Origin of the sequence: Drancourtella sp. An12 (genome assembly GCF_002160935.1) — a bacterium.
In the GTDB taxonomy this organism is placed as follows: domain Bacteria; phylum Bacillota; class Clostridia; order Lachnospirales; family Lachnospiraceae; genus Sellimonas; species Sellimonas catena.
In genome coordinates, this window is sequence record NZ_NFLO01000007.1 from 96,269 (window position 1) to 122,943 (window position 26,675).

Here is a 26,675-nt window from a genome sequence, read left to right on the forward strand (position 1 = left end):
TAATCCTCCCTAGTATCTGTAATATTTCATCTATTACTATACTGTTTCACCATAATGGTAGCAAATTGAAATTACGAATAAACTGGTTCATTTATAGTTTATTTCTATAAATCACGCCATAACCGATTCCGACGTCCTCCCCTGTCATCACAAGCTGTTTCACAGCTCTCTGCAGGCTTGTCTGTTCCGGATAGTTTTCTTTATCTTCCCGGATTTCGCCAAATACCCTTTCCTCCGCCTGGCGGAAAGGATAGATGATCTTTTCCACCTCAAACCGGTTCTGGAATTTCAGAATGTTGCTCTGCGGTTTTAAGAGTTTCTGAAGCTTCGGCGAGAGCAGCCACGATTCACAGTCATACATCGTATACTCCGGTCCGAAAAAGCGGTCTGCCTTCGCAAATGATTTTCCGCATTCCTCATCCAGAAGCGGCTCTCCCTCCGGAATGTGCACATGCAGAACCTTATTCTCCGGATCCGGCTCAAACTGAAGTCTTCCAAGCCGGAAAATTTTCATCTGCAACTGGAGCGACAGCCAGCGTTCTTCCACAATACCCGGAATTCCCTTCGTTTTCATGCACCGCCTGTACCAGATCGTAAGATCATAAAAGGTATCAAAATAAACGCGGTCGGAAATCCCTTTCTCTATAAATGCCGGGTACAGATCGCATGCCAGACGCAGGTACAGACAGAGATAGAACTGTTCTTTGTCCTTCCTTTTATCTGCTTCCTCAAAAAATGTCTTTGTATCCTCGTAAAATAAATTCTTCCAGTTCTGATAAACTGTCTCCGTCATCGGAAAGGATCCCGCACAGTTCCTTCCCTCCTCCGGAAGCTGAATCTTCTCCATCAATGTTTCCAGCTCCATCATCTGACTCCTCTCTTTTCGTATCTTCTTTTCAATCCGATCCGCAAGTTTTTCTGCATCCGGCAGTTCCTTCGGATCACAGCACCAGTATTTCTCATGATCCGCGTCCTTCATTCCCTCAATCAAAATCACATCCGCCTCAGGAAAAAATGCGGTCAGTTCTTCCAGTTTCGTACCTCTTTGATTTTTCACAAGCTGATATTTTCCGGAAGAAAAAACTGCGGATGCATAGGCACCTGCCTGATAGTGCCTCCAGCTGTCCGTTCCTTCCCGGTCCGCCTCAAAGTCATGGCCGTCATGCTTTATGGCCGCAACCTGAAAGCCTCTTCCGGTGAGAATCCGGATGAGTGATTCCATCAGCGTTGTCTTCCCGGAATTTTTCTCCCCGGCTATTCCAAAGAGCACCGGATGCCCTGCTATATTCTGATATACCATACCTGTTCTCCCTTTTCAATCCGCTCTCTGCCTTTCTCGATTTTTACCAGACAGTTGCAGCCATTCATAGAACTTAAAATCCCTGATTTTTCTTTATCCTGAGGAATGGTAATTCTGCCGGACTCTTCTCTCCCTCTGATGTAGCGGTCTGTTTTGCATGTCTTATGAAAGGCCGTCATCAAAATCCCCTGTTCTTCTTTTGGAAGCAGGTCCTCACATCCCAAAAGACATGCTGCCGCATATCTTACAAGAAGCTCCATGTGCACGGCCGCTGCAAATGGATTCCCCGAAAGGCTTACAACCAAAGTCCCCTGTAAGACAGAACACGCTGTAGGAGAACCCGGTTTTGCGAGAACATGTTCAAAAAGAAACTTTGCTCCTTCCTGCTGCAGAACATCTTTTACCAGATCTTTTTCTCCCACAGAGACCCCGCCCGTCGTCACAACCAGATCGGCGCATCCGGCCGCCTTTCTCAGGCTTGTCCGAATAGTTTCCTCCTCATCCGGTATTTCTTCTGCCAGCACAACTTCTCCTCCAAGCTCCCGAATCCGCTCTGCAATCATAAACAGACTGGAGTCGTAAATCTGTCCGGGACGAAGCGTTTTTCCCGGGAAGCACAGTTCATTCCCGGTGGTCAGTACCGCAATTTTCACTTTCTTACTCACCCGGACGGTATGGTACCCCGCTGCAGACGCGATTCCGATTCGGATGGCATCGAGCCTGATCCCTTTTTCAAGCAGAAGGTCTCCCTCCCGGAAGTCCTCTCCTGCCGGGCAGTAATTGTCGTATGCATTCTGGCTTTTTCTTATTTGTACTTTCCGTTCTCCACCGTCAGTCTCTTCCTGTTTGACAACAGTATCCGCCCCATTTGGAATCGGTGCCCCGGTCATGATCCGCGCTGCTTCCCCCGGCCTGATTTCCCGCTTCGGATATTCTCCCGCCCACAGTTTTTCCACAACCCGCAGGCAGACCGGCGTCTCTTTTCCGGCATCCCGGATATCTTCCGCACGGAGGGCATACCCATCATAGGGAGATCTTGGAAACGGAGGATTGTCCTGCCAGGCCCGGATCTCTTCAGCAAGGATTCTCCCTCCCGCATCCATCAGGCTGACTTCCTCTGTTTTTTCTTCCCTTACAGCCACTTTTTTTATCAGTTCCTGCGCTTCATTCACTGTCACTGTTTTCCCGTCCATCGTTCCTCCTTTGAAGTCTTCGATATTCCTGCTCTGTATTCAGATTGACGAGCTTTTTCAGCTGTTTTGTCCCGTCGAGAAACGTATATTCCTTCGCTTCTTCTGTCTCAAACAGGCTCTTCATTCTGTAATTTCCCGCTGTGCGCTGCCGTTCCATAACGGGAATCATTGCTTTTGTATAGATACCCGGGAACGGTTCCGGCCCTTTTTCTGTCCGGTAAAATACCGGACGTCCACTCCTCTCATATTCCCGGATCAGCGTTTCTGCCATCTCCTCATCAAGGCCAAAGGTATCGCACGGTACAACAAACAGAGCATCCTGAGGGCACAGCAAAAGACCGCTCATGATCCCTCCAAGCGGTCCTGCTTCCTTATAGAGATCCGTAATCCATCCGGCACTTCCCACAGGATCTTCCGGAATCTCAGCCACCGAAATATAAAAGTTCTCCAGAGACCGGAGTATTTCCATTGTCCAGAGGGACAGATACTTACCTTGATACTGCAGATAGAGTTTCTGCCGTCCGCCCATCCTTTTTCCTCTTCCTCCCGCCAGAATGTATCCGGCCAGATCGGTTCTCTGTCTGCTCATCTATTCTTTCTCCAGTGTAATCACATCCAGACAGCAGACGGACACACAGGCCGGCTCCCTTCCTTCTTTCAGCCGCTCAATGCAGCCGTCACATTTCGCTGCTTTTTTATTTTCATCCAGAAAAATCACATGATCCGGACAGACCTTTTCACATGCTCCGCAGCCGATACACATCTCCTTGTCAACCAGAATCAATCCGTATTCCTGATCCCGGTAAAGCGCACCGGACGGACACACCTCTGCACATGCGCCACAATGGGTGCAGCCCGGACAGATCTCATAGGAAAATCCCTTTTCCTCATCTGTCACCTTCCGGATCGTCCGAAAACTTCTTGCATGAATTTCTTCTGCACCGTGATGCGCATCCAGACATGCCGTATGGCACGCATAACATCCAACGCATCCTGCGGTATTAAATTTCAGTCGATACGGCATTTCCTGTCACCTCCGCCTGCTTTTCTATTTTACAGAAATAGCTTTTATATCCCGGAAAACCCGTATAGGGATCCAGATAGTTCCGGTCAATCAGATTATTTGCTTCCCCTTTTTTATTTCCGTGATAAATGTAGACCACGCCAGGATTTCCAGTGATGGAATACACGGCTGTCCCCTGCATTTCCCCGGCCGGAGACGTCACTTTCACCGGATCTCCGTCTGCGATTCCGTAAGTCTTTCCGTCATCCGGATGAATCTCCACCATCGGGTTCGTTTCCAGACCGGAAAGCCACGGAAGCCGGTACATTCTCGCATGGAAAAACTGCGGTTTTCTGGATCCGGTATTTAAAATCAGCGGATACTCCTTCCGGTCCACCTGATCCTGTTCCCGAAAATCCTTGTAGACAGGCAGCGGATCATATCCTCTGCTTTCCTTATATTTTTCAAGTACGAGTGAGGAAAACTCCACCTTTCCGGACGGTGTATGAAACGGCTCATCCTCATAAGTACGTACTCCCGGCGGAAAGATCACTTTGCCTCTCATGCCGTCCGGATGACTTCGGAGATCCTCCAGTGTCAGCCCCGACGGTTCCAGAATATAATTCATGTAGGATTCGTATCCGCCGGTCAGCACTTTATCTTTCAACTGCATTCTCCGTGCCAGTTCCATAATGATTTCAATATCATTTTTCGCCTCTCCGACAGGCTCCACTGCCCGCTGATTCAGCGCAAACATTCCTCCCCGAAGCGACTTGACCTCCTCACGCTCAAATGTGGTGCAGGCAGGCAGCACCAGGTCTGCCATTTTAGAAGAATCCGACCAGAACAGCTCTGTGTTGACATAGAAATCCAGCGTTCCAAGTGCTTTCTGCAGATGCTCCGGCTGCGGCCACATCCGGTGATTCAGTCCCATGGCAAAGACTGCCTTCAAAGGATACGGATCCTCCTCCAGGATATAGTCCGCAAGTCTTGTGCACTGGGCCTCCTGACAAGGCAGATCGAACCACACCGGAAAATCCTTCTCCCCGATGGCCTCTTCTTTGTTATAACGAATGACTTTTCCAAACTCGTTGCACGGTGATGCAGGCCCCGGCCTGGAACGGTTGCCTCCCTCAACATCATAATTACCAGTAAGTGCAATCAGGCAGAATACTGCACGGTAATTCTGAAAACCATTGATATGATGGACAATCGTAGAAACCGAAAAGCGGATAGACGATGGCCTGTTGCAAGCATACATCCTTGCCGCCTCCCGGATCAGATCCGCGTCCGCCCCGGTAATCTCCTGCGCCTTTTCCGGCGTAAACTTCCGGACATAATTCTTATATTCCTCAAACCCATGTACATACTTTTCCACGAACTCTTTGTCGTAAAGATTCTCCTCAATAATCACATGGGCCATCGCAAGGGCAAGCGCTCCATCCGTCCCCGGCGTGATCTTCAGATGAATATCCGCCTCCTTCACAGTCACTGTATTACGCGGATCCACCGCAATGATCTTCACACCCCGCTCCTTTAAACTCCGGTACATCTTTCCCATCGGTGTATTAGAATGGAACAGATTGCTCGTCCAAAGCAAAAGCGTCTTCGTATGGGCCAGATCCGGAAAACAGATCCCGTTTCCGTAAACCGACTTCCACGCCAGATCCGAAGCCTGAAAGCAGGTACTTGATTCCGTACAGAAATTCGGACTTTCAAACGCATTTGCGAAGCGCAGAAGCGCAGGCCTGTACCACTTTGGGTAACCCGCATAAAATACCACAGATTTTGCCCCGTACTGCTCCTTCACCCGGTTCAGATTCTCCACAATCAGATCATACGCTTCTTCCCAGGAAATCCGCTCAAACTCTCCGCTTCCCCTCTCCCCGACGCGCTTCATCGGATACAGGATCCGCTCCTCATTATAAAGGTACTGCTTTGACGCCGCTCCCTTAGAACAAAGTCCCCGGCTCTTTCCATTCTCCACACGGCCCTCAACGGAAACAACCTTTCCATCCTCCACATAAACATCCATCGGACACCCGGTCGAACAAATCCCACAGAAAATCTGCTTTTTCTCCATAAACGCTCCGCTGCCTCCTCCCAAACAAACTTCATAGTACGTCTATTATACGTCGGTACACTTCGGAGTGTAAAATAAGGTTTGTCTATCAGTTTATCATCTTTATCTATAGTTATGGACTAAATCCGTTTTGCGATTTCGCGGTTAATCCGGTTCCTCAGAGCAATCAGATAATAGTCTGTTTTCGGGAAACATGTAAATGTCAGAGGCTCTGCCAGATTCTCCTCTATGCATTCCATGACAGTTTCACGTCCTGCCAGAGATTCAAGAAGTTCACATGCGCGCAGATCCTGAAGCGCCTCTTCCAGCACCATCATGCGAATGGATTCCTCCGGATACCCGTCTGTTCCCGGATAAACAAGGAACGGATCTCCCGCCGCAAAACATCCCCCTGCGTCTGTCACCTGATACGGATTCAGTTTTTCCAAAGAATACTGACTGTTATAAAAATTATAACCCCAGTGCAGAATTCCGGCAATCCGGTATTTATAAAGCTGCAACCCGTAAATCCGGTTACGGAGAGACGGCATTGCCATAAATCGGTTACTCACCTCATAAGACTGCGACACACAATAATAAGTCCACAGATTTTCTACTCCGTGGTTCAGGAATTCTTGAATCGCATCATTTGCTGGAACCGGCTGCTCAACGAGTCCGTGTTCATAAAATTTATAGTCCGAAAGTGCGTCCATCGTATGAAATCCGTCCAGCAGGTCTTCAATAGATTCTCTCGCCGCACGGTAACTATCCAGATCTTCCTCTCGTGGTTCGTCGGACAGATGAAACCAGGTTACCTCAGCGATCCCCCATTCTTTCAGCTTTCCCGTAAGCTGCGGAAGCAGCACATGCAGAAAGTCTGTATACTTTCCTGATGCCGGTGTATGCCATCCAAAGATTTTCTCCTCTTTTCCATCTTTGAGTGCAACCACTTTTGGCGCATATGCGGCTCCCCACTGGGAGAAAAGATGGCTCATCTCAAAATACTGAATGCCGCAGCTTCTGCAAAGATCGACCCAGCGTTTCAGTTTTTCAAACCCAAAGTGATACTCTCCTGATTTCATTTCAATATCGAGGAGCTGTGTTGTCGTCCGCTCATGCCCGACAGCCGTATCAAGCGCCGGTGTAAAAAGCGGTGTAAGAATCATATTGCCGCCGCGTTTTACATACTCCCGGATATAGTTTTCCATAATCTTCCAGTGTTCTTCCGAAAAGACCGGCACATGATAATAATCCGCAAGACAGTCCGCATAAAACCATTCTGTATGTATGATCTTCTGCTTTGGAAGGACGGCATTATAAATTGTCACAGCAGTCTCTGTGTAACGAAGGAGAGAAACAGGTGAAACGCCTTTTTCTTTCATCCCATTACATCTGGCAAGAAGCTTGCTGACATGATGCCTGGAAAAAAATCTTTGAGCGCAATCAATTAACTCGTTCTCATCGCAATGGTTTTGTGGTATACTGGACATGGCATAAATCTCCTTTGTAAAAATGGTTTCTAGTCAATTCCATTATACCAAACGGAACAGGTTTATGCCTTTTTTATTGGCTGAAATATTGAATTTTCAAGGTTCAACACACCGTATTGGTGTGGGAAGTTTTAGTGAATAATTATATATTATCGGGGACGTGTTCCGATACACCGGAACCCGTCCCCGATGAAAAAAATCTGATAATTCAATTTTCCCCTTATTTTATGCGGGCTTTGGGGATTTTTTAGCCTTTTACGTCGTGTACCTTTGAATTGAAATCCGTATTAGTCTATGTGTTTTTATGCTATACTGTTCTTATAATGCTCTATATTTCCAATTTTCTAAAAAATTCAACAGAAACATTACTGAAAGAAATCGTAACTATTGCATAAAAAGGACGAGGAGGATTTTAAATGAAAAAAGCAGAAATTATTGTGGACAGGCATTTTCTTATCGGGGACGTCGACAAACGGATCTTTGGATCTTTTATTGAGCATCTTGGACGTGCTGTATATGAGGGAATCTATCAGCCCGGGAGTCCTTTTGCAGATACAGACGGAATGCGTACCGATGTGTTGGAACTGGTTCGTGAACTTCAGGTTCCTGTCGTGCGGTATCCTGGCGGAAATTTTGTATCCGGTTATCACTGGGAAGACGGTGTAGGTCCGAAGGATCTGCGTCCAGCCCGGCCGGATCCGGCATGGCAGGTCATCGAGACAAATGCGTTTGGACTAAATGAATTCGTGACCTGGGCACAGAAAGCGGATACGGAAGTTATGATGGCAGTCAATCTGGGAACAAGAGGTCCTGAAGATGCCAAAAATCTTCTGGAATATTGTAATTTTGAAAGTGGCACATATTACAGCGATCTTCGAAAAAAGCATGGGTACGAAAAGCCTCATCATATCAAACTCTGGTGCCTGGGAAATGAAATGGACGGGCCATGGCAGATCGGTCACAAGACAGCTGTGGAATATGGACGTACCGCCGAAGAAACCGGACGAATGATGAAAATGCTAGATCCTTCTATTGAAACCGTTGCCTGCGGAAGTTCCAATCTTGAAATGCCGACCTTTGGCTCCTGGGAAGAAATCGTGCTGGATCTGTGCTATGATCAGGTAGATTATCTGTCCCTGCATCAATATTATGGGAACGCAAATGGTGACACTGCAGATTTCCTCGCCAGCAGCGTAGGCATGGATCAATTTATTTCATCTGTAATCTCAATTTGCGACTGCGTCAAAGCCAAAAAGCGAACGAATAAACAGATCAATCTTTCCTTTGACGAGTGGAATGTCTGGTACCACTCCAATGACGCCGACGCAAAACTTCCAAAATGGAGCAAAGCCCCGCATCAGCTGGAGGATATTTACAATTTTGAAGACGCATTGCTCGTTGGAAGCATGCTTATTACTTTACTCCGCCACGCAGATCGTGTAAAAATTGCCTGTCTGGCGCAGTTGGTTAATGTCATCGCCCCAATCATGACATCTGATACCGGTGCATGGAGACAAACCATTTTCTATCCATTTTTCTACACAAGCCGATACGGCCGTGGTACAGTCATGAATACCATTGTGAAAGCCCCTGTATATGAAAGCAGAACATATGGCGATGCTTCTTACCTGGATTCTGTACTCATATGGAATCAGGAAAACGACGAACTTACACTCTTTGCAGTGAACAAAAGCCTGGAAGAAGATCTCGAAATTTCCTGTGATCTGCGCCAGTTTACTGAATACCGGATCGTTGACCACAAGATTCTCACACACGAAAATTTAAAAGCAGTCAACACAGAAGATCACCCTCTGGAAGTTACACCATTCTCCGGCCAAAACGCAGCACTCGATTCCGGAAAACTCACCGCCCTCTTCCCAAAACACAGCTGGCAGATGATCCGAATGTGCAAAAAATAATATTTTGGGGACGTGTTCCGGCGTTTCGGAACCTGTCCCCGATGAAAAAAATTTGACAATCCCGTTTTTGCCTTATTTTACGCGGGTTTCGAGCATTTTTTGCTCATTTACGTCGTGTACCTGTGCATCGGAACACGTCCCCAATGTTTTACAATGAAAAAAAGAGTTCTGATTAATCAGAACTCTTTTATACGTGGGTTAGAGGATTCGAACCCCCGACCTTTTGGTCCGTAGCCAAACGCTCTATCCAGCTGAGCTAAACCCACACAATGTAGAATTGTCTTTGTTGCTTTGGTTATCTGTTGTCCTCAGCAACAAAAATAATTCTACACGATGTTTTCGTATTTGTCAACACTTTTTTTACATTTCAGTCTTATTTTTATCTATATTTTACCTTCGCCTCTGTTTCTATTTCAGAAGTTCTCCTACGAACGTTCTGACCTCCTCCATCTGTACCGGCTGAAGTGCAGATTTGATGCTGATTACAGGCTCTACGATTTCCATGTTTTTCATAGACTCAACGATAGCTCTCATGTGTTTGCCTGCCATTGGAGCCCAGGTGCCGTTTTCCAGAAGGGCAATTTTCTTATTCTGTACATTGAGTGCTTTCATGTCATTGAGAAAATGCTCTATCGGCGCGAACAGACCTGCATTGTAAGTCGGGGCTGCCACAACGATTCGGTTGTACCGGAATGCTTCTGCGATCAGATAAGAGCAGTCCGTCACGGAAGCATCGTACATCTTGATGTTTTTCATTCCCTGCTCCGCAATCTCTGCTGCCAGAACTTCTGCCGCGTTTTCTGTATTTCCATACATGGATCCGTAAACAATGAGGACGCCGTCTTCTTCTGCTTCATATCTGCTCCACTGGTCGTATTTCTCTAAGAGAAGTTCCAGATCATTTCTCCATACCGGTCCGTGAAGCGGACAGATCATGGCGATATCAAGTCCGGCTGCCTTTTTCAGGAGTGCCTGTACCTGCGGGCCGTATTTACCGACAATATTTGTATAATATCTCCTTGCGTCCTCCATCCAGACGGCGTCAAAGAAGATCTCATCATCAAAGAGTGTTCCATTTAATGCACCGAATGTTCCAAACGCATCTGCAGAGAACAGAATTTTCTCCTTTGATTCGTATGTAACCATAACTTCCGGCCAGTGTACCATCGGTGCAGTCACAAAATTCAGCTCATGCTCTCCTAAAGACAGCTTGTCTCCTTCTTTTACGAGGAGGGTGTTTTCTGCCTTTGTTCCGGAGTAAAACTGTCCGATCATCTGCATGGTTTTTGCATTTCCGACAACAGTAACTTCCGGATATTTCTCAATGATTGCCACAATATTTGCACAGTGATCCGGTTCCATGTGCTGAACAACAAGATAATCGAGTGTCCGTCCATCCAGAACCGCTTCCACATTTTCCATAAATCTCTCTGCAACTGAGCTGTCTGCCGTATCCATCAGTGCTGTTTTCTCATCCAGAATCACATAAGAATTGTAGGAAACTCCTCTTGGAACCGGGAACATATTTTCAAACTTGGCAATCCTTCTGTCATTTGCTCCTACCCAATGAATTCCATCTGTTACTTTTCTAGTACAATGCATGTTTCACTCTTCCTTTCTCTTTATTCTGCTTTTTTCTTTTTATCCACATTGATATTCCATTTGCCGATTACCTGGCTGACATTATATACTGTCATAAATGCCTGAAATTCCGACTTGTGTAGATAATTTAACAGCTGCTTATATTCATTTGGCGTCATAATCGTGACAAGTTCTGTCTTCTCCTGCCCGTCATAGCCGCCGCGCGCTTTATAAATGGTTACGCCGCGCTTCAATTCCTGCATGATGTATCTTTGTATTTCCTCATATTCATCAGAGAGAATACAGATCTTCTTCCTCTTATTGAATCCATCAATAAAGTAATCCACCGCGATTCCGTTGGCATAAGTACCCAGTATGCTGACAATCAGTGTTCCCACATCATACACAAAAATGGATGTAAATGCAGTAACCAGCCCGCTGACCGTCACCGCCTTTCCAATCTCCGCATGTGTGTACTTGCTGATAATCTTGGCAACGACATCCAGTCCGCCTGATGAGGCATTTGCATTGAACAAAATTGCCTGTCCGAGAGCGATAATCAGAATATATGCTACCAGATCATATACGCTGTTGCCTGTAAGGGATTCCGTCACCGGAACAATCTGCTCAAATACCCATAAAAATACCGGAAGAAGAAGCGAGGTATAGATCGTCTTTGCTCCAAATTCTTTTCCGATAAAGATAAATCCTGCAATCAGCAGTACCACATTCAAAATAAAGGTAATTGTAGACATCTGCATATGCAGAAGCTCAGCGAGTACCATCGCCAGACCGGATACGCTTCCTACAACAATCTTGCTTGGCACCATGAAAAAATATACCGCAGCCGAAACAATCAGCATTGCCACTGTAATCAGCAGCCCCTCTTTTAAAATTCCTTGTTTCCCCATATGTTTTTCCTCTCTTATCTGCTCTGACATTTACTTCTATATTATAGCAATCTTACTTTGATTTACAACAGCAATTTCCTGTTTTTTTGTTCTTTCTTCCGTACGTATGACAGCCATGTGAATATGGTCTTCCCACTTTCCATTAATCTTTAAATATTCCCGGAAATACCCTTCTTTTTCATAGCCGCATTTTTCCAGTACACGCAGGGAAGCAATGTTTTCCGGCATCACGTCAGCCTCCATTCTGTGGAGGTGAAGCTCCTCAAAACCGATTCTTGTCCCTTCCCGGGCAGCCTCGGTTCCAAGCCCTTCTCCCTGACGTAATCGGTCAATCCGGTAGCCGATTACACCGGAGCAGAGACTTCCATACTGAATCTGGCTGAGGCTCAATGTCCCGATCACCTTATGCGGTTTTCCCTTTTCAAAAAGGTAAAAGGAATACCATTCTCCTTTTTTTGCTTTTTCCCTTTGAATGTCCAGCCAGATCTCCTGAAACTCCGGAAGAAAAAATTCCTCCGGCCGTTTTTCCTCGTATTTCTCGAAACTCTCCCGGTTCTCAGCAAAAAATTCCGCAGTCATCCGGGCAAATGCGGGATCTGCCATCCGAATGATCATCCGGCTGGTCGTATAACGCTTTCTCATATCTTATCCCCGTACAGAGAATTCACTTTCTCCCTCCACGGTCGGGATCTGGAGAATCTCTGTCTTTTCTATCCGGATAAATCTGTCGGAATTCAGTTCCTGAAACAGACGCTCAATCATGACTCCGTTTCCCTGCACTTCCATTTCCACATTGCCGTTGTACATGTTCCTCACCCAGCCGGTCAGATGCAGATCCTTTGCTGCCTGCATTGCCCGCCAGCGAAATCCAACTCCCTGTACCCTACCGTAAAAATATACATGCTTTCTGATCAACATTCCACAGACTCCTTTCTCGTCTTTTGTCCTGTTTTTTCTCCATGGTGGTGCCTCTTCCATTTTCTGTCAAAAGGCACCCTGTATTTATTATGCCACATTCCTCTTTTTTTTGCTATAATCAAACGGAAAGGAGTTTGAATTTATGAACCACGCATCTGATTTAAAAAAACAGCTTTTATCCATACACCGGAAAAGTTATCCGGCCTATAAATCCTTGAAAGGAGTCTACGATTTTGGCGAGTACACTCTCAGCATCGATCATGTGCAGGGGGATCCGTTCGCTTCCCCTTCCCATGTAACCATCCGGATTCCTTTTTCCGTCCACCGGTTTCCAAAGGACCTTTACAAGACACCGGAAACCAAAGCCGCCTTTGAAGATCATCTCCTGAGACGGTTTGCTTCCCAGATCCGGAAGTTCAGTTTCCAGGCAAAAGGGTCCGGAAAGAGCGGCCTGCTCTCCGTGAGCAGCTGTGGACAGGAAATTATTTCCCGGACCGCATGTGAAATCTGCACTTCCAAAGACAGTACGCTGATTTTCCGTTTCCATATCGGCTTTCCGGCAAACGGCCGGACCATCAATGCCACCGAACTTGAGAAGATCCTGTTTGATTTTCTCCCGTCCTGTGTAGAACGTGGATGTCTTTACCGGACCTGCGACAAGAAAAAGCTGACCGAAACCTTTGAGCTTGCGGAAGATCAGACGTTTATCCGAAAAGAAATTCATCGTCTTGGTCTTGCCGCTTTTGTGGCAGATGGATCCATTCTGCCGCGTCAGAGCGGCGTTTCCGATCTTCCGATGAAAGACGGGGTTGCCTTTTCTTCCCCGGAATCCCTTCGGGTTACCTTACATCTTCCTCACAGGGGAAGTCTCTCCGGCATGGGGATTCCACGCGGGATCACGCTCATTGTGGGCGGTGGCTATCACGGAAAGTCCACGCTTTTAAAGGCGCTTGAAACCGGAGTCTACCCGCATATCGCGGGGGATGGCCGGGAATATGTCATCACTGATGAAAGTGCGGTAAAACTCCGTTCCGAAGACGGGCGGATCATCAAAAACGTAGATATTTCCCTGTTTATCAACGACCTGCCAAACGGCCGGGACACTACTTCGTTCTCTACTTTGGACGCAAGCGGCAGTACTTCCCAGGCGGCCGGGACTGTGGAAAGCATTGAGGCCGAAAGCCGTCTTTTCCTGATTGATGAAGATACATCCGCCACCAACTTCATGGTACGGGATACGTTTATGCAGCAGGTGATCAGCCGGGAAAAAGAACCGATCACGCCATTTCTGGAACGTGCTCAGGATCTTTATGAAAAGGCCGGTATCTCCACCATCCTTGTGGCCGGAAGTTCCGGCGCCTTCTTCCACATTGCCGATACAGTTATCCAGATGGACTGTTATCACCCGGTAGATATTACCGAAAAAGTCAAAACACTCTGCAAAGATTATCCGCTCTCTCCGTCCTCACCGGCTCCGTTCCGGATGCCTTCGGCAAAGCGGATCTTCGCCCGGCCTTCCAAAAAGCAGGCAGACCGGCGGGATGGAAAAATCCGTCAGCGTTCCAAAGATGTATTTTCCATCGGGAAAGAGGAAGTCGATCTACGGTATGTAGAACAGATCAAAGATTCCGAGCAGACTGCTTCCCTTGCCCTGCTCCTTGGATATGCAAAAGATCACTATTCAGACGGGAAAAAGACAATCCCGGAAATCGCAGATCTGCTTTATCAGGAATTAAAACAGAACGGCTATTCCGGGTTCTTCAGAAATTCTTATATTCCAGGCGGCTATGCCATTCCAAGACTTCAGGAAATCCATGCCTGCCTGAACCGTTACCGGGGTGAATCCCGCTAACCGGTGATCAGTTTAAAAATAGCAAGCAGTACAGAAAAGACTGCCACCCCTTTTTTCAGTATGTCCGGCCGGATCAGCTCGGAATTTCTGCTGCCGGCCCATACACCGATTCCGTGGCTGATCAGGCTCAATGGAAGCAGCAGGATCAAATCCTGCATACGGCATCCCATCGCATAGCCGATGCTGGACGGAATCGCAATAAAAATCGAGTCAAACAGCGCAATGCCGACCGCTGTTCTGACCGGAACTTTCAACACAACAAGAAGCGGCATGACAAGGATCGGTCCCCCTGCCCCGGAAAGGGCACAGATCAGGCCGGTCACCGCTCCAAAGATCAGCCAGAACACAGGAGGAATCTTCTGTTCTGTCTGGTCTTTTTCTTTCTCCTCCCCCGGCTCTTTCCTGAGCAGAATGGAAAGTCCGGATAGCAGTACCACAAGATACAGAATTTTCTTTACCATCCCTTCTTCAATCAGAAGGTTGAGTCTTACTCCCCCGATGGCGCCGATGAAGCTTCCAATACTGATCCAGACCGCCAGTTTCAGATCCAGATTTTTCGCCCGGTAGTAATTGTACGCCCCCAGCACTCCCGAAATCAGAAAGGCAAAAAAGCTAAGCGCAAGTCCCTGCATGGTCGACATTCCCAGAAATCCGGAATACAGCATCGGAAGCAGGAATCCCGCAATCCCTGTCAACCCGATCATGCCTCCGATCAGAATGTTCGCAATGACAATAATCAGATACTCCATCTTGATTCTCCTTTTTCAAAAGCAAGTGCCTCGCTGCGTATTTTTTCTTCATCCAAAGTAAGAATCTCACGGTTTCTCATCAGAAATCTTCCGCCAACAATCATGTCTTTCACATCTCCTGCCCCAACACTTTCCAGCAGTGTATTGGAGATTTTCCCATGAATCCAGAGGTGCGGTGCATCCATATCAATTCCGATCAGATCCGCCCGTTTTCCAACAGCAATTGTAGCCGGTTCTTCTCCAAGGCAGGCTGCGCCTCCTTTTACCGCTATATCCAGAATCTTCTTTGCAGGCATGACTGCAGGTTCTGCAAGAGGCGCCCCGTGCGTCACATTCATCACAGACCGGAAGATTTTCATTTCATTCCAGATGCTCAGACCTCCATGAGCCGCCCCGTCGGTTCCAAGTCCTACCGGGATACCCTTTTTCAAAAGTGACGGAGTATCCGGAACCGCTTTTCCACAATTACTGAACGGGCAGTGACAGATTCTGACACCTCTCTCCCGAATCAGTTCCTTTTCCTCTTCCGACAGAAGCAGACTGTGCGCCCCCAGGAACCACGGTCCCAGCACGCCTTTCTCTTCCAGGAATTCATAAGGCCGTTTCTGATACCTGGAAAGGTACGGATTGATTTCCCCCGGATATTCGTTCATATGTGCCTGAATCGTTGTCTTCTTTTCTTTTGCCCGCTCAGCCGCCATCTCAATCAGCTCTTCCGAACAGGAAATGAGAGAACGGAGAGAATAGAAAACTTTCAGATTGCCCTTTCCATGAAAACGCTCATAAAGGTCATCCGTTCTTTGAACCGCTTCTTCCGCCGTCATGGCAATCGATTCCGGAAGTCCGTCTTCATCCATCGTCGACATTGACAGCGCTCCGCGAAGCCCGCTCTTCTCATAGACCTCCGCTGCCGCTTCCATATAGTAGCTTCCCGCGTCGATAAATCCGCATGTCCCACTTCTAATCATATCCAGCGCGGCAAGCGATGCGCTCAGCCGCATCTTTTCCTCATTCAGTGTACTTTCAAACGGCAGCATGATCCGTTTCCAGATCATCGGCATTTCATCCAGTACACGTCCTCTCAAAAGCTGCTGTCCGGTATGCATATGTGCATCAATCAGCCCCGGCAGAAACACCTTTCCACGGCAGTCTACTGTTTCTTCTGACTCATAGTGTTCCCCGGACGTTCCCTGCTCCCGGATATCTGTGATCACACCGTCCTTGACGGCGATCTCCTTTCCATAGACCATCTCCCAGTTCTCATCCAGAAAATCCACATTCGTAAGAAGAAGATCGATCTTTTCCTTTTTCATAATTTTTCTCCTCCTGTCAGATTGCATTCGTAAGTGACAGAACGACCTGAGCAATCAGCGCAGAACCAAAAAATGTTCCCGTCATAACAAGGATTCCAACAATAATCATTTTCCATCCCTGTTTCAGAAACGATTTGATCTGATCGCTGATCGAGATCCCTGCAAAAGCTCCAACCATAGTAAGCGGTGCCGTGAAATTGATTTTGTTGACCGCCTCAATGACTCCCTCTCTCACCGGGCAGATCGGACACGCAACCAGAAGTCCGATAATCGAGCAGTAGGCAATAATTGGAAGCTTTAACGGCACAATTTTGCTTACCAGAACAGCCACGAGAGAGATTCCAAGAAGAATCAGAATTCCCGGCAGCGAATCCATAAAGTTCACATCAAATCCCACAAAATTTGCAAGGCCGATTCCAAGGCCTGCGACTACAAACATGACAATCCATTCGATATATCTCATTTATGCTTCCTCCACTTTTTCTTCCACTTTTCGTGTCAACGCTTCACTCGGCTCGTGCCTGAGTTTTGCAAATTTCGGCTCCAGCCAGGTATACAGTTTCTGGCAGAGCGGGATTCCGATAAAAATAGCAACATAGATTCCCGTCAGGCCGGACAGTGTCTCACTTGTACTTGCAAGAGCAGAAAGTTCTGCCGCCATATCCGGATAAATAGCCGTGATACTCGCCGTCGCACTTGCCATCAGAATTCCGGCTCCGACTCCGGATGCCATTCCAAGGGCGTATGGATGGAAAATTCCTGCTGCCGCTGTCATAGTAGTGAGAAATCCAAAATAGATCGTACCTACCATACCTCCTACCACATAGATGGAAAGACTTCCTCTCGCCTCCGGTGAGTCCGGTCCGAAAATATCGGTAATCAGTGCGAGGTTTGATTCCCTGTTGATAGAATGTGTTGCTCCGATCGCTTCTCTTTTCAGGCCAAGCAGCAACGCAAACGGAAGGGCAAGGAAAATGGTTCCCAGGTTTCCGATCTCCTGTAAGAGCAGGGCCGGTCCAGCGGAAAGCACCACTTCAATACTTGCCCCCGCATTAATTCCAAGCTTTGCAATAAACGGGCAGATCGCCACGATCACAAGCTTAGATGCCGCCTTGACCTCTTTTTTCCTGAAGAACTTCAGAACTTCCGGTCCTGACAGGACTCCCAGAATCAGGGCATAAAAAATCGGAAATAAAATCAGTTTTCCCGGTCCAAGCGGGATTTCAATCTGCCCGATTGAATCAGCAATTAAAATAAATACAAATGCCGCAAGAATGATACGATACTCGTTTTTCATTCTCGCTTTTAGTGACGGATATTGAAAAGCTTCTTTTTTCATCTCTCTCATTCCTCCTCTTTTTTTCTACCCGGACATATTAGCACAGACTTTTTTTCTAAAAAAAGGACAAATGGGATGTTTTGGAGATTTTTTTGTAGTATACTGTAAAAAAAAGTTGAAAGAGGTAGAAACATGACGCTGGAAGAACTGCGTGTCCGTGTACCGGAACTGAATGATTATCTGAAATACATGCCTGACAAACTAAACGAGCGTTATTGGATACATACCTATCCGCCGGGAACAATTATCCATCAGAAAGATGAACCACTGGAATACTTCGGAATTGTCTGTGAAGGCTCCCACCGTGTAATTAACGAATTTGAAAACGGCAACGTCTACATGATCGAGCGGAACGATCCCATCGATTTTGTAGGGGAAGTCACCATCCTTGCTGAAAAAGAACGCACTTCCGTGACGATTGAAACATTGACCGAATGTACCGTCCTTTATTTTTCCAGAAAAGATTTTGAAGACTGGATCGAAAATGACATTCATTTTCTCCGTCTTGTTTCCAGAAAAGTCGCCTACAAACTGTACCGCTCCTCTTATAACCGGGGCAGCAAACTCTTTTATCCTCCACAGTATCTTCTCCTTGATTATCTTGTCAAATATCTTGCTGAAGAACATAAATCTTCCGGCATGATTCCAAAGACACGGCAGCAGCTCTATGAGGAGATCGGTATCTCCGTCAAAACACTTAACCGTACCATCCAGAAATTGAAAGAGGAACATCTTGTCAGTACGGTAAAAGGAAAACTTTCCCTCAGCGAGGAGCAGATGAAAGCAGCCCTGATTTATCTGAAAGAGAAACGCCATATGAGCAAATAAAGACAGCAGCCTTCCATTTCCGGATGGCTGCTGCCTTTTATACGTTTTTTATTCTGCTGAAAGATCCAGCTCTCTTACTCTGTTTCTTACCGGAAGTACAAATGTCGGGGAAACGGAAAGCTCGTCCACTCCCATTCTGAGGAATGTCTCTGTCAGTTCCAGATCTGCTCCAAGCTCGCCGCAGATGCCGACCCACGCGCCTCCTTTGTGTCCATTCTCGATTGTCATCTGAATCATGCGAAGCACTGCCGGATGATGTGCATCATAGAACTCATCCAGTTTTGGATTCTGACGGTCGATTGCCAGTGTATACTGGGTCAGGTCGTTTGTTCCAATACTGAAGAAATCAACCTCCTGGGCAAGCTGTTCACTGATCATGACAGCCGCAGGTGTCTCGATCATGACACCGATTTCAACATCTTTGAATGGAATTCCGGACTCTCGAAGTTCTTCTTTTACTTCTTCCAGAATCTGTCTAATCTTCCTTACTTCATCAACAGAAATAATCATCGGGAACATGATGGAAATATTTCCATATGCGCTCGCCCGCAACAGTGCTCTGAGCTGTGTTTTAAATACTTCTTCTCTCGTCAGACAGATACGGATTGCGCGGTATCCGAGAGCCGGATTTTCCTCTTTATCCAGTTCAAAATAATCCACCTGTTTGTCAGCACCGATATCCAGTGTCCGGATAATCACTTTCTTTCCGGCCATGTTTTCCGCAACAGTCTTGTATGCATTAAACTGCTCTGTCTCTGTCGGATATGTGTCGGATTCCAGATAGAGGAATTCACTTCTGAACAGACCGATTCCTTCCGCGTCGTTCATCAGAACAGATGCTGTATCCGCTACACTTCCGATGTTTGCATACAGATGAATTTCTTTTCCATCTTTTGTAATCGTCTTCTGTCCTTTTAATGTCTTGAGAAGTTTCTGTTTTTCTTCTTCTTCAACCACCGCTTTTTTGGCTTTTGCAATTTCCTCTTCATCAGGATCAATGATAACGCATCCCGCATATCCGTCCACAATTGCCATATGGCCATGCCACTCTTTCTTTATCGGGATACCGATAATTGCCGGAATATTCATTGTTCTTGCCAGAATCGCCGTATGGGAGTTGGATGATCCATGCTCAGTTACAAATGCGAGAAGTTTGGACTTATCCATCTGAACAGTTTCACTTGGTGCAAGATCGTCTGCCACAAGAATCACAGGCTCTTCCAGATTCCCCATATCATTGTCATATCCGGATAATACAGAAACCAGACGCTCGGAAATATCTTTTACGTCGGCCGCACGGGCTTTCATATAATCGTCATCCATCTCTGCAAACATTGTGGAGAAGTTATCTCCTGTCATTGCCACAGCGTATTCCGCATTAACACTTTGTGATTCAATCATATTCTGGATGGATCCGTTATAATCCAGATCATCGATCATCATCATGTGTACTTCAAAAATTGCCGCGCCTGAATCACCGACCTCATGCAGCGCTTTTTCGTACAGGCCCTGAAGCTGCGCTTTTGCGGTTTCTTTAGCCTGTTCGAAACGCTCCAGCTCCGCTTTTGGATCATCGATTTTCGTCCTCTTTACCACTGCCGTATTTTTCTCATAGAAAAACACTTTGCCGATGGCTACCTTTCGAAAGATAGATTTTCCTGCATATTTCTCCATACCGCTACTCTCCTTTTATAAATATAATGTTCTTCCTTCCGGCATCCTCTCCTAAATATCCTTATTCAAGAATTCCTGCTTCTTTCAGTTTCGCCTCAATCTCAGACGCAGATATTACGTTCTGCAGGGCAATGAGTTTTGCTCCCTGCTTTTCTGCTTCCGTAAACATATCTGCAAAGTGCTGAGCACAGATCACCACATCATACTGCGGAGCAGTCTCTCTGCCTTCTGAAATCGGGCAATGATGTACTTTTCCCGGCTCAATTCCATGTTTCTTTAATACCTTTTCCAGTGCCATCTGAGCCATCAAACTAGAACCTGCCCCATTTGCACAACATACTAAGAAATTTAAACTTTTATCTGCCATCTTCTAAGCTCTCCTCTCTTATGTTATGCTTTTTATTCTACCACAAAACTCAGATTTTTTTAATCTTTTTTACTGAATTTTCCCTCTATTTCTTTACATTTTTCCTCCGAAAACTTCTTCACGGTCCTGCCCCCTGTTTATTTGACTGCAAAGTACTCCCAGACCTGATCCAGTCCCTCTAAAACCTTACAGTATGCTTCATATCCGTAATATGACGGTTTCCCGTCTGCTCCGACCAGATACAGCCCTTTCCCGTGTCCGGAAAATGATACTCCGGCGATCTTTTCCGGATCCACTCCACTTTCATCTATCGCCCTTTTGATTGATTTCGCATTTACTTCCCAAAGCTCATTCATATCCCGTTGCGCATATCCCGGTTTCGGCGTCAGTGTCTGTGTCGGAACAGTTGCTGACGCAAGCTGCTTTCCCTTCTCATCAAACAAGGCTGTCTTGGAAAATGTCCCGCCATTATCGATTCCTACCAAATATTTCATCCGTCTGTCTCCTTCCTTTCTCTGTTCTTTCCCATCGGTTACCATAGATCAAGAACAGCCCAGAATACAGATTTCCGGTATTCTGGGCTGTTCTTTATTCTTCTGTCATCTGCGGAACATCCGGACAGTTCGGTCCAAAATGTTTCAGCAATACAAGCGGCTCTACCTTACTGCCGTTTGTAATTGTTACTCCTTTGACTGCTGCCTGTTCCGAAACAAAAAACTACTATTTCATTACTAATGCTTTTTTCTTTCCGGTAAACAGTATCGCCGCACCGATCACAAAAATGAAAATAGAGATAAACTGCGATGTGGAAAGCACTCCAACGCTTCCTCTCTCCAGGTCTCCCCGGAAAAACTCCAGAATAAAGCGTCCTGTACTGTAGAAAATAAGGTAACATCCTGAAACTGTTCTTTCTTTCTTCGCATACCTTGCAATCAGACAAAGCACAATACAATTCAGGAAATCCAGAATGCTGGAATAAATCTGCGTCGGTATCAGCGCCACATCATTTGGTGCAAAATCGGATGTGTGGAATGTAATGGAAAGCGGTGAATCCGTCTCTTTTCCATAACAGCACCCCGCAAGCAGACATCCAATCCTTCCAAATCCCTGGGCCAGAGCGATTGCCGGCGCAATCAGATCAAAATACTGCCAGAATTTTTCTTTTTTGATTCTGCAGACTACATATCCTGCCAGAACTCCTCCAATAATTCCTCCGTAGACCACAAAGCCTTCCATTTCATCTAAGATTACACCCGGATCTTTGATAACCCGATCCAGAATTGTCAGATAATATAGTACTTTTGCTCCAAGCAGCCCAAAAACTACCGAGCTTATAAAAAGTGTAAATACGATATCCGTATTCATTCGATATTTTCTGGCCCGGAACTCTGTCATCAGATAAGCCGCAATAAATCCAATTCCTATCATCAGTCCATAACCGTGCACTGTCAGCCCGCCAATTGTTAACAAGTCATTCTTCATTGTTTCTCACCTGGTTACAGTAAATATTTATTCAAAATATTCATTTTGTCCTTTCTCTCTCATTCTTTGCCTCAGTCTTCTGAGTGCTTTACTTTCTATCTGACGGATTCTCTCTCTTGTCAGATGCATTTTCTGTCCAACTTCCTCCAATGTATAGACACGTTCACCATTCATGCCAAAACGCATACGGATAACCTCCTGCTCACGTTCCGGCAGAATCTTCAACAGCTCTTCAATTTCTTCACCTACTATCGTAGAAATTGCCGCAGTCTCAGGCTGCTGTGCATTGCTGTCTTCGATAAAATTCTCAAGACTGCTGTCCTCTTCTTCTCCTACCGGCGTTTCCAATGAAACCGGAGTTCTGGCATATGCCAGAATATCTCGTACCTCTTCTTCCGTCTTGTCGCCGAGCTTTGCCGCTATCTCGGCTGGTGTGGCTTCTCTTCCAAGCTCCGTCATAAGCTCCTTGGAAGCTCTCCTGACTTTTGTAATATTTTCAGACATATGTACCGGCACACGAATCGTTCTGGACTGATCCGCAATCGCCCGAATCATGGACTGTTTGATCCACCAGGAGGCATACGTTGAAAAACGGTAGCCTTTCTGATAATCAAACTTCTCCACCGCTCTCATCAGCCCGATATTTCCTTCCTGAATCAAATCCATCAGCTGAAGCCCGTGTCCCACATACTTTTTGGCAATCGAAACCACAAGGCGAAGATTTGCCTCTTCCATCTTTTTCTTCGCCTCAAGATCACCCTCGGCAATCTGTCTTGCAAGCTCCTGCTCTTCATCCGGAGTCAATAGCGGGATCCTGTTGATCTCATTCAGATACATTCGGATCGAATCTCCTGCACTGTCTCCGTACATTTTAGAGTCCACTGTTTCTGCCTCGGTTTCCTGTGTCTCCTCATCTTCGACATCTTCCAGAAGTCTCGCCTCTTCTTCCTTTATATCATCCGGAGATAAGATTCTTTTCTTTTTTTTCTCTTCCACAATTCCCCTGCCCTTTCTTCTGCCTGACCCCTGCTATGTTGATTAAATCTGTATTTTCTCCTTCAGAGGGTGTGTGCATGAACTCTTACTGCGCTTCTTTGCAAAGACAATCAGCACAACAGCCGGCTGTTGTTTCAGCCGGCTGTCTGTTCTTAGCTTTTGTGGCTATCCTGTCAAAACCAGCATTGTCTTACACTTTATTGTATCATGACTTGCTGATTTCATACAAGAATCTTATTCATTTTTCTTATTTTACCAAAGCCATCCTTCCATTTACCGGAAGGTTTGGCAGATGTTCAAAATAGAACTGTTTTTCTCTGTCTGAATATTTCAGCTCAACCGGAATCCAGCCTCTTGCAACATTAATATATAGATACTGTCCCGGTTTGATAATGCTTCTTCCCTCACCGTTCAGAGCTGATAATATACAGACATTTCCATCTTTTCCTGTTTTTAAAAAACCAACTAACAAAAAAATACCTCCTTATCAATACTCTGCCATCTACATATTTATGAACTACTTTTTACAATACGAAGTATAGCAAATGATTATGACCTTTTTATGGATAAAATTTAAAACATTTCTAAGATTTTCCTTAATACTATACAAAAAAATTTTTTGTACTATACTAAAATTAAATAACAATGATTGATTTTCCGCTTTTATAATACAGAACAGGAGGGAAATCTATGAAAAGAAGGACAAAGCATGGGATTATATCAGCTCTGGTTTTAATACTGCTTTTTTCCCCGTCAGGATGTTCTTCCAGGAAGCTTGAATACCATGGAAATCTGGGCTATGATCTGAGCAACATTGATTATGAAGAGGTTGTATTCAATATCTACCATTCCAATACGGAGTAGCACACCTGGGAGAAGCTCACCGAATTCTTATGTTCTCCTGAGAAGGGGCACTATGCAGATATCCGGTTGGAGGGCAGTGAAAACAGGATCACCGCAATTGTCGAAGATAATTATGTCGCAGAAGAAAATGATATTGAAACTTTCTATACAGAAGACATCAACAGTTATGAATTTGCAATTAATGGATTTCAGGGCACTTTAAACGGCTTTCAGACATTTGAAATCGAAGATACCGATGAAGAGCAATACTACCGCCTCTATCCTGTCACCAATGACAGCGGTATATCGTATTCACGCGATCTGAGTCTGAATACTCCTTACGATGAAGAGGAAGTAAATCTGGATAATATTCTGATTACCATGACAATCGAATAAGAATATCTGCAACGACCGGACATGATATTTAGTGATAAAAGGAAGGTGCCTCAAAACCTATGTTTATAAGGATTTGAAGCACCTTCTTAGATCTGCAGCGTTCAAATACTCGTTATATAAACTGGATTTTTCTGTTGACTATTCACTCTCTCTTTTCAGAAAGAAAACAGTAATTACTCCGGTCAATAACAGGAAGGTTTCCTTAGCATATTTTTTCCCTTTTCTTATACTAAAAAGTGCCCGTATCAATGAAATTAATGTGACCAGTATAAGATAAAAAATCAATACTACTAATATACTCAAAAATACTTCCATGAATTTTTCTCCCTGCTTTGCATTTCTTTTCAACTATCTAAAATTCACTTATTTTTTTCATAATGAACTCTACCTCCATAAAGTTCAGTCCAAAGGAGATACTTCCATTTTCTGTATATCATCTATCTTAACTATTGCTACATTCGGACTATTTATAAGACTTATTAATATTGCCTCGTCTTCATAAAAATCATCATTGTACAGACCTTCAAGAGTGGTTCCGTCTATAAGCGTCACTACCACAAAATGCTCATATAATTGTATGTATCTATTGTGGAATTGCTCAGCTTTAAAATATTTATCCATCACAACTACCTTTCCATATTTAGAACTCCACAACTTTGGATTTTTCACTGTGTTCAACGCCACGATAAATGGGAAGGTGTCTTAGAGTTTTAATACGGCAATCTGTTCTTCTCCGTCTTTTTCTCCGGTCTCTATAAATCCAAAAGAAGCATACAATGATTTGGCAACCGCGTTTTTGGACTCATATGACAGCCAACAGAAATCAGCTTTACCACAGGGAAATGTTCTGATAAATCTTAAAGCAAGTTCTACCGCCTGCTTCCCATATCCCCTATTTTGATATTTCTTATCTATCATCAATCTCCAGAGGTTATAGTTCCCGTCTGCTATGGCAGGTGCATCCTTCCAATAGTCATCTTTGTCATAACCAATCATCACAAAGCCGACTGGATTATTACCTTCAAAAATTCCAAATGGAAAAGCATATCCGTTGGATGTAATAGCGATATATGCTTCAATAATACTAATATCATTGCTGGCAACATAATTTTTCTGACTATCTGAGACATTTAACTTTAAAATATCCCAGATATTTTCGCCATTTATTTTTTCTAGATGAATCATTCTATTCCTCCACATACAAATTAAAAATTATTCAAAAATGGTTCCATCGGATGTAAATAAACAAACTGAGAAAAAGGTAATATAACGCTGTAATTCCTAAGCCGTCGTTATAAATTTCAATCAAAGAATGTTCGCTTATCAAACCAGTTACAATAATTAATATCAAAAAACATACAGGAATAATTAAGTAACAAAGTAAAAATTTATGTTTTTTGTCCATTTCGATACCCCTAAACACTCACTTTATCCACTATACTTATAGTATAATTTAATTTTTCAGATTATACAATAAAGAAGGTGTTAAGAATCCCTCATCTCTGAAGTGTTCAAGCTTTTGAAGCAAAAAAATAAGAGAAACGCTATAAAATCAACGTTTCTCTCACTTTTACCTCCTGCCACAGACCGGAATCGAACCGGTACGGGAGGATAAGTCCCGCAGGATTTTAAGTCCTGTGCGTCTGCCAGTTCCGCCACTGTGGCATATTTCACACAGACGTGTGAATGGGGCCTATAGGGCTCGAACCTATGACCCTCTGCTTGTAAGGCAGATGCTCTCCCAGCTGAGCTAAGACCCCAAATAAATAACAATATTTAAATTAAAAAGCGACCCGGATGGGACTCGAACCCACGACCTCCGCCGTGACAGGGCGGCGCTCTAACCAACTGAGCCACCGGGCCATATTGTTTACCTTTATTAAAGTGGACCTTCAGGGACTCGAACCCGGGACCGATCGGTTATGAGCCGATTGCTCTAACCAGCTGAGCTAAAGGTCCACAATTTTAGTGTCCCCTTTAAAGGAACAAGCCAACGATCGGACTCGAACCGATAACCTGCTGATTACAAATCAGCTGCTCTGCCAATTGAGCCACGTTGGCGTTTTATTCTTAACTAAGACTTCCCATACCTGAAATGGGCTTCGCTCCTTGAAAATTCAATATTTCAGCTGACAAAATAGTGATTTATGCCCCTATAGACTCTGGATGGAGTGCGTTACGCAGATATTTCGGTAGTCTTGCTTCAAAATCAGCAGTAAAAGCTGTCAATTGCTCATCGCTGAGTTTTAAGATTTCCTGAAGGCTTGCCATCAAGGCATCCATTAGGATGCCAAGTGATCTATGGAAAGTAATGTCCGCCATTTCATCAACTAGGAAAAAGAACAATTCGCCAAGCGTCCTCTGATCTTCATTTTGGCGCTGTTCCATTGCGAGTAACATGTATCTGGTAAACACGATAGCTACGTGAGCTGTCAGTGCATCATAGGATAAGCTGCGGC

27 protein-coding genes, 6 tRNA genes and 1 pseudogene are annotated in these 26,675 nt (G+C 45.2%); 5 read left to right on the forward strand and 29 right to left on the reverse strand.

Going from position 1 to position 26,675, the window contains the following annotated elements:
- Window positions 1-91 precede the first annotated feature (91 nt).
- The 6 genes from mobB to B5E64_RS08820 all read right to left on the reverse strand — a co-directional run bounded on the left by mobB (window position 92) and on the right by B5E64_RS08820 (window position 7,048).
- Window positions 92-1,300: a molybdopterin-guanine dinucleotide biosynthesis protein B gene (gene mobB, locus B5E64_RS08795; RefSeq protein ID WP_087168146.1), complete on the reverse strand. Its 1,209-nt coding sequence runs from the start codon at window positions 1,298-1,300 to the stop codon at window positions 92-94.
- Entirely contained in the window at window positions 1,282-2,493 is a 1,212-nt protein-coding gene (gene glp / locus B5E64_RS08800; protein WP_087168147.1) for a gephyrin-like molybdotransferase Glp, read from the reverse strand. The genes mobB and glp overlap by 19 nt, the downstream gene beginning before the upstream one ends.
- Entirely contained in the window at window positions 2,465-3,082 is a 618-nt protein-coding gene (locus B5E64_RS08805; protein WP_087168148.1) for a molybdenum cofactor guanylyltransferase, read from the reverse strand. The genes glp and B5E64_RS08805 overlap by 29 nt, the downstream gene beginning before the upstream one ends.
- Window positions 3,083-3,517 (reverse strand): 4Fe-4S dicluster domain-containing protein, encoded by a 435-nt coding sequence (locus B5E64_RS08810; RefSeq protein ID WP_087168149.1) that lies wholly within the window; start codon window positions 3,515-3,517, stop codon window positions 3,083-3,085.
- On the reverse strand, window positions 3,495-5,579 hold the full coding sequence (locus B5E64_RS08815) for a molybdopterin-dependent oxidoreductase (RefSeq protein ID WP_087168150.1): 2,085 nt from the start codon (window positions 5,577-5,579) through the stop codon (window positions 3,495-3,497). The genes B5E64_RS08810 and B5E64_RS08815 overlap by 23 nt, the downstream gene beginning before the upstream one ends.
- 119 nt (window positions 5,580-5,698) lie before the next feature.
- On the reverse strand, window positions 5,699-7,048 hold the full coding sequence (locus B5E64_RS08820; protein ID WP_087168151.1) for a DUF4091 domain-containing protein: 1,350 nt from the start codon (window positions 7,046-7,048) through the stop codon (window positions 5,699-5,701).
- 416 nt (window positions 7,049-7,464) lie between these two features.
- Here B5E64_RS08820 and B5E64_RS08825 point away from each other — a divergent pair, with 416 nt between their 5' ends.
- Window positions 7,465-8,967 carry an alpha-N-arabinofuranosidase gene (locus tag B5E64_RS08825; protein ID WP_087168152.1) on the forward strand — a complete coding sequence of 501 codons (1,503 nt, stop codon included), beginning with the start codon at window positions 7,465-7,467 and terminating at the stop codon, window positions 8,965-8,967.
- Window positions 8,968-9,159: 192 nt separating this feature from the next.
- On the opposite strand, the gene B5E64_RS08830 is transcribed toward B5E64_RS08825, so the two are convergent.
- From B5E64_RS08830 to B5E64_RS08850, 5 genes are all read right to left on the reverse strand, one after another.
- Window positions 9,160-9,233, reverse strand: a tRNA-Arg gene (locus tag B5E64_RS08830).
- 142 nt (window positions 9,234-9,375) lie between these two features.
- Window positions 9,376-10,569, reverse strand: a complete 1,194-nt coding sequence (locus B5E64_RS08835) for an FprA family A-type flavoprotein (protein WP_087168153.1) — start codon at window positions 10,567-10,569, stop codon at window positions 9,376-9,378.
- Between the two features lie 20 nt (window positions 10,570-10,589).
- Window positions 10,590-11,459 (reverse strand): YitT family protein, encoded by an 870-nt coding sequence (locus B5E64_RS08840; protein ID WP_087168154.1) that lies wholly within the window; start codon window positions 11,457-11,459, stop codon window positions 10,590-10,592.
- Between the two features lie 36 nt (window positions 11,460-11,495).
- Window positions 11,496-12,101 (reverse strand): GNAT family protein, encoded by a 606-nt coding sequence (locus B5E64_RS08845; protein ID WP_087168155.1) that lies wholly within the window; start codon window positions 12,099-12,101, stop codon window positions 11,496-11,498.
- Window positions 12,102-12,104: 3 nt separating this feature from the next.
- Entirely contained in the window at window positions 12,105-12,377 is a 273-nt protein-coding gene (locus B5E64_RS08850) for an acylphosphatase (RefSeq protein ID WP_087168156.1), read from the reverse strand.
- 142 nt (window positions 12,378-12,519) lie between these two features.
- Here B5E64_RS08850 and B5E64_RS08855 point away from each other — a divergent pair, with 142 nt between their 5' ends.
- Entirely contained in the window at window positions 12,520-14,229 is a 1,710-nt protein-coding gene (locus tag B5E64_RS08855) for an ABC-ATPase domain-containing protein (RefSeq protein ID WP_087168157.1), read from the forward strand.
- On the opposite strand, the gene B5E64_RS08860 is transcribed toward B5E64_RS08855, so the two are convergent.
- From B5E64_RS08860 to B5E64_RS08875, 4 genes are read right to left on the reverse strand one after another with little or no spacing between them, the layout of a single operon-like run.
- A complete protein-coding gene (locus B5E64_RS08860; protein WP_087168158.1) occupies window positions 14,226-14,978 on the reverse strand; it encodes a sulfite exporter TauE/SafE family protein in 753 nt (250 codons plus the stop codon). The genes B5E64_RS08855 and B5E64_RS08860 overlap by 4 nt on opposite strands.
- Window positions 14,966-16,291 (reverse strand): amidohydrolase family protein, encoded by a 1,326-nt coding sequence (locus tag B5E64_RS08865; protein WP_087168159.1) that lies wholly within the window; start codon window positions 16,289-16,291, stop codon window positions 14,966-14,968. Before B5E64_RS08865 ends, B5E64_RS08860 begins: the two co-directional genes overlap by 13 nt.
- 16 nt (window positions 16,292-16,307) lie before the next feature.
- Complete coding sequence (locus B5E64_RS08870) at window positions 16,308-16,754, reverse strand: hypothetical protein (protein WP_087168160.1); 447 nt, start codon at window positions 16,752-16,754, stop codon at window positions 16,308-16,310.
- Complete coding sequence (locus B5E64_RS08875) at window positions 16,755-17,630, reverse strand: DUF3100 domain-containing protein (protein ID WP_087168161.1); 876 nt, start codon at window positions 17,628-17,630, stop codon at window positions 16,755-16,757.
- 132 nt (window positions 17,631-17,762) lie between these two features.
- Between B5E64_RS08875 and B5E64_RS08880 the strand changes: the two genes are divergently transcribed.
- The gene (locus B5E64_RS08880; protein WP_087168162.1) at window positions 17,763-18,458 is read left to right on the forward strand and encodes a Crp/Fnr family transcriptional regulator; all 696 of its coding nucleotides are present in this window, start codon (window positions 17,763-17,765) and stop codon (window positions 18,456-18,458) included.
- Between the two features lie 48 nt (window positions 18,459-18,506).
- On the opposite strand, the gene ptsP is transcribed toward B5E64_RS08880, so the two are convergent.
- The 6 genes from ptsP to B5E64_RS08910 form a co-directional block, all read right to left on the reverse strand.
- The gene (ptsP, locus tag B5E64_RS08885; protein ID WP_087168163.1) at window positions 18,507-20,132 is read right to left on the reverse strand and encodes a phosphoenolpyruvate--protein phosphotransferase; all 1,626 of its coding nucleotides are present in this window, start codon (window positions 20,130-20,132) and stop codon (window positions 18,507-18,509) included.
- A 61-nt stretch (window positions 20,133-20,193) separates the two neighbouring features.
- Window positions 20,194-20,499: a PTS sugar transporter subunit IIB gene (locus B5E64_RS08890; RefSeq protein WP_087168164.1), complete on the reverse strand. Its 306-nt coding sequence runs from the start codon at window positions 20,497-20,499 to the stop codon at window positions 20,194-20,196.
- A gap of 137 nt (window positions 20,500-20,636) precedes the next feature.
- Entirely contained in the window at window positions 20,637-20,993 is a 357-nt protein-coding gene (locus B5E64_RS08895) for an FGGY family carbohydrate kinase (protein ID WP_087168181.1), read from the reverse strand.
- A 226-nt stretch (window positions 20,994-21,219) separates the two neighbouring features.
- Window positions 21,220-21,981: a prolipoprotein diacylglyceryl transferase gene (gene lgt, locus B5E64_RS08900; RefSeq protein WP_087168165.1), complete on the reverse strand. Its 762-nt coding sequence runs from the start codon at window positions 21,979-21,981 to the stop codon at window positions 21,220-21,222.
- Between the two features lie 27 nt (window positions 21,982-22,008).
- Complete coding sequence (locus B5E64_RS08905; RefSeq protein WP_275532796.1) at window positions 22,009-22,977, reverse strand: sigma-70 family RNA polymerase sigma factor; 969 nt, start codon at window positions 22,975-22,977, stop codon at window positions 22,009-22,011.
- Between the two features lie 247 nt (window positions 22,978-23,224).
- Window positions 23,225-23,449, reverse strand: coding sequence for a hypothetical protein (locus tag B5E64_RS08910; protein WP_087168167.1), 225 nt, complete (start codon window positions 23,447-23,449; stop codon window positions 23,225-23,227).
- A 218-nt stretch (window positions 23,450-23,667) separates the two neighbouring features.
- Between B5E64_RS08910 and B5E64_RS18035 the strand changes: the two genes are divergently transcribed.
- Window positions 23,668-23,841 (forward strand): hypothetical protein, encoded by a 174-nt coding sequence (locus B5E64_RS18035; RefSeq protein ID WP_162610169.1) that lies wholly within the window; start codon window positions 23,668-23,670, stop codon window positions 23,839-23,841.
- A gap of 66 nt (window positions 23,842-23,907) precedes the next feature.
- Window positions 23,908-24,216, forward strand: a complete 309-nt coding sequence (locus B5E64_RS08915) for a hypothetical protein (protein ID WP_087168168.1) — start codon at window positions 23,908-23,910, stop codon at window positions 24,214-24,216.
- 399 nt (window positions 24,217-24,615) lie between these two features.
- Here the strand turns inward: B5E64_RS08915 and B5E64_RS08920 are convergent, their stop codons facing one another.
- From B5E64_RS08920 to B5E64_RS08960, 8 genes and pseudogenes are all read right to left on the reverse strand, one after another.
- Complete coding sequence (locus B5E64_RS08920; RefSeq protein WP_138373253.1) at window positions 24,616-24,885, reverse strand: hypothetical protein; 270 nt, start codon at window positions 24,883-24,885, stop codon at window positions 24,616-24,618.
- Between the two features lie 33 nt (window positions 24,886-24,918).
- On the reverse strand, window positions 24,919-25,401 hold the full coding sequence (locus tag B5E64_RS08925; RefSeq protein ID WP_087168170.1) for a GNAT family N-acetyltransferase: 483 nt from the start codon (window positions 25,399-25,401) through the stop codon (window positions 24,919-24,921).
- Window positions 25,402-25,794: 393 nt separating this feature from the next.
- Window positions 25,795-25,881: transfer RNA gene (locus B5E64_RS08935), tRNA-Leu, on the reverse strand.
- 22 nt (window positions 25,882-25,903) lie between these two features.
- A tRNA-Val gene (locus tag B5E64_RS08940) sits at window positions 25,904-25,976 on the reverse strand.
- A 29-nt stretch (window positions 25,977-26,005) separates the two neighbouring features.
- Window positions 26,006-26,079 (reverse strand) — tRNA-Asp (locus B5E64_RS08945).
- 22 nt (window positions 26,080-26,101) lie between these two features.
- Window positions 26,102-26,175, reverse strand: a tRNA-Ile gene (locus tag B5E64_RS08950).
- 29 nt (window positions 26,176-26,204) lie between these two features.
- Window positions 26,205-26,277, reverse strand: a tRNA-Thr gene (locus tag B5E64_RS08955).
- A gap of 84 nt (window positions 26,278-26,361) precedes the next feature.
- Window positions 26,362-26,675: pseudogene (locus tag B5E64_RS08960) on the reverse strand (transposase); the annotation flags it as partial.

What these genes read in the sequence shown, in the direction of transcription:
- mobB (WP_087168146.1), bottom strand. Translation starts at nt 1,300, where the DNA reads ATGGTATATCAGAATATAGCAGGGCATCCGGTGCTCTTTGGAATAGCC.
- glp (WP_087168147.1), bottom strand. Translation starts at nt 2,493, where the DNA reads ATGGACGGGAAAACAGTGACAGTGAATGAAGCGCAGGAACTGATAAAA.
- B5E64_RS08805 (WP_087168148.1), bottom strand. Translation starts at nt 3,082, where the DNA reads ATGAGCAGACAGAGAACCGATCTGGCCGGATACATTCTGGCGGGAGGA.
- B5E64_RS08810 (WP_087168149.1), bottom strand. Translation starts at nt 3,517, where the DNA reads ATGCCGTATCGACTGAAATTTAATACCGCAGGATGCGTTGGATGTTAT.
- B5E64_RS08815 (WP_087168150.1), bottom strand. Translation starts at nt 5,579, where the DNA reads ATGGAGAAAAAGCAGATTTTCTGTGGGATTTGTTCGACCGGGTGTCCG.
- B5E64_RS08820 (WP_087168151.1), bottom strand. Translation starts at nt 7,048, where the DNA reads ATGTCCAGTATACCACAAAACCATTGCGATGAGAACGAGTTAATTGAT.
- B5E64_RS08825 (WP_087168152.1), top strand. Translation starts at nt 7,465, where the DNA reads ATGAAAAAAGCAGAAATTATTGTGGACAGGCATTTTCTTATCGGGGAC.
- B5E64_RS08835 (WP_087168153.1), bottom strand. Translation starts at nt 10,569, where the DNA reads ATGCATTGTACTAGAAAAGTAACAGATGGAATTCATTGGGTAGGAGCA.
- B5E64_RS08840 (WP_087168154.1), bottom strand. Translation starts at nt 11,459, where the DNA reads ATGGGGAAACAAGGAATTTTAAAAGAGGGGCTGCTGATTACAGTGGCA.
- B5E64_RS08845 (WP_087168155.1), bottom strand. Translation starts at nt 12,101, where the DNA reads ATGAGAAAGCGTTATACGACCAGCCGGATGATCATTCGGATGGCAGAT.
- B5E64_RS08850 (WP_087168156.1), bottom strand. Translation starts at nt 12,377, where the DNA reads ATGTTGATCAGAAAGCATGTATATTTTTACGGTAGGGTACAGGGAGTT.
- B5E64_RS08855 (WP_087168157.1), top strand. Translation starts at nt 12,520, where the DNA reads ATGAACCACGCATCTGATTTAAAAAAACAGCTTTTATCCATACACCGG.
- B5E64_RS08860 (WP_087168158.1), bottom strand. Translation starts at nt 14,978, where the DNA reads ATGGAGTATCTGATTATTGTCATTGCGAACATTCTGATCGGAGGCATG.
- B5E64_RS08865 (WP_087168159.1), bottom strand. Translation starts at nt 16,291, where the DNA reads ATGAAAAAGGAAAAGATCGATCTTCTTCTTACGAATGTGGATTTTCTG.
- B5E64_RS08870 (WP_087168160.1), bottom strand. Translation starts at nt 16,754, where the DNA reads ATGAGATATATCGAATGGATTGTCATGTTTGTAGTCGCAGGCCTTGGA.
- B5E64_RS08875 (WP_087168161.1), bottom strand. Translation starts at nt 17,630, where the DNA reads ATGAAAAAAGAAGCTTTTCAATATCCGTCACTAAAAGCGAGAATGAAA.
- B5E64_RS08880 (WP_087168162.1), top strand. Translation starts at nt 17,763, where the DNA reads ATGACGCTGGAAGAACTGCGTGTCCGTGTACCGGAACTGAATGATTAT.
- ptsP (WP_087168163.1), bottom strand. Translation starts at nt 20,132, where the DNA reads ATGGAGAAATATGCAGGAAAATCTATCTTTCGAAAGGTAGCCATCGGC.
- B5E64_RS08890 (WP_087168164.1), bottom strand. Translation starts at nt 20,499, where the DNA reads ATGGCAGATAAAAGTTTAAATTTCTTAGTATGTTGTGCAAATGGGGCA.
- B5E64_RS08895 (WP_087168181.1), bottom strand. Translation starts at nt 20,993, where the DNA reads ATGAAATATTTGGTAGGAATCGATAATGGCGGGACATTTTCCAAGACA.
- lgt (WP_087168165.1), bottom strand. Translation starts at nt 21,981, where the DNA reads ATGAAGAATGACTTGTTAACAATTGGCGGGCTGACAGTGCACGGTTAT.
- B5E64_RS18035 (WP_162610169.1), top strand. Translation starts at nt 23,668, where the DNA reads ATGAAAAGAAGGACAAAGCATGGGATTATATCAGCTCTGGTTTTAATA.
- B5E64_RS08925 (WP_087168170.1), bottom strand. Translation starts at nt 25,401, where the DNA reads ATGATTCATCTAGAAAAAATAAATGGCGAAAATATCTGGGATATTTTA.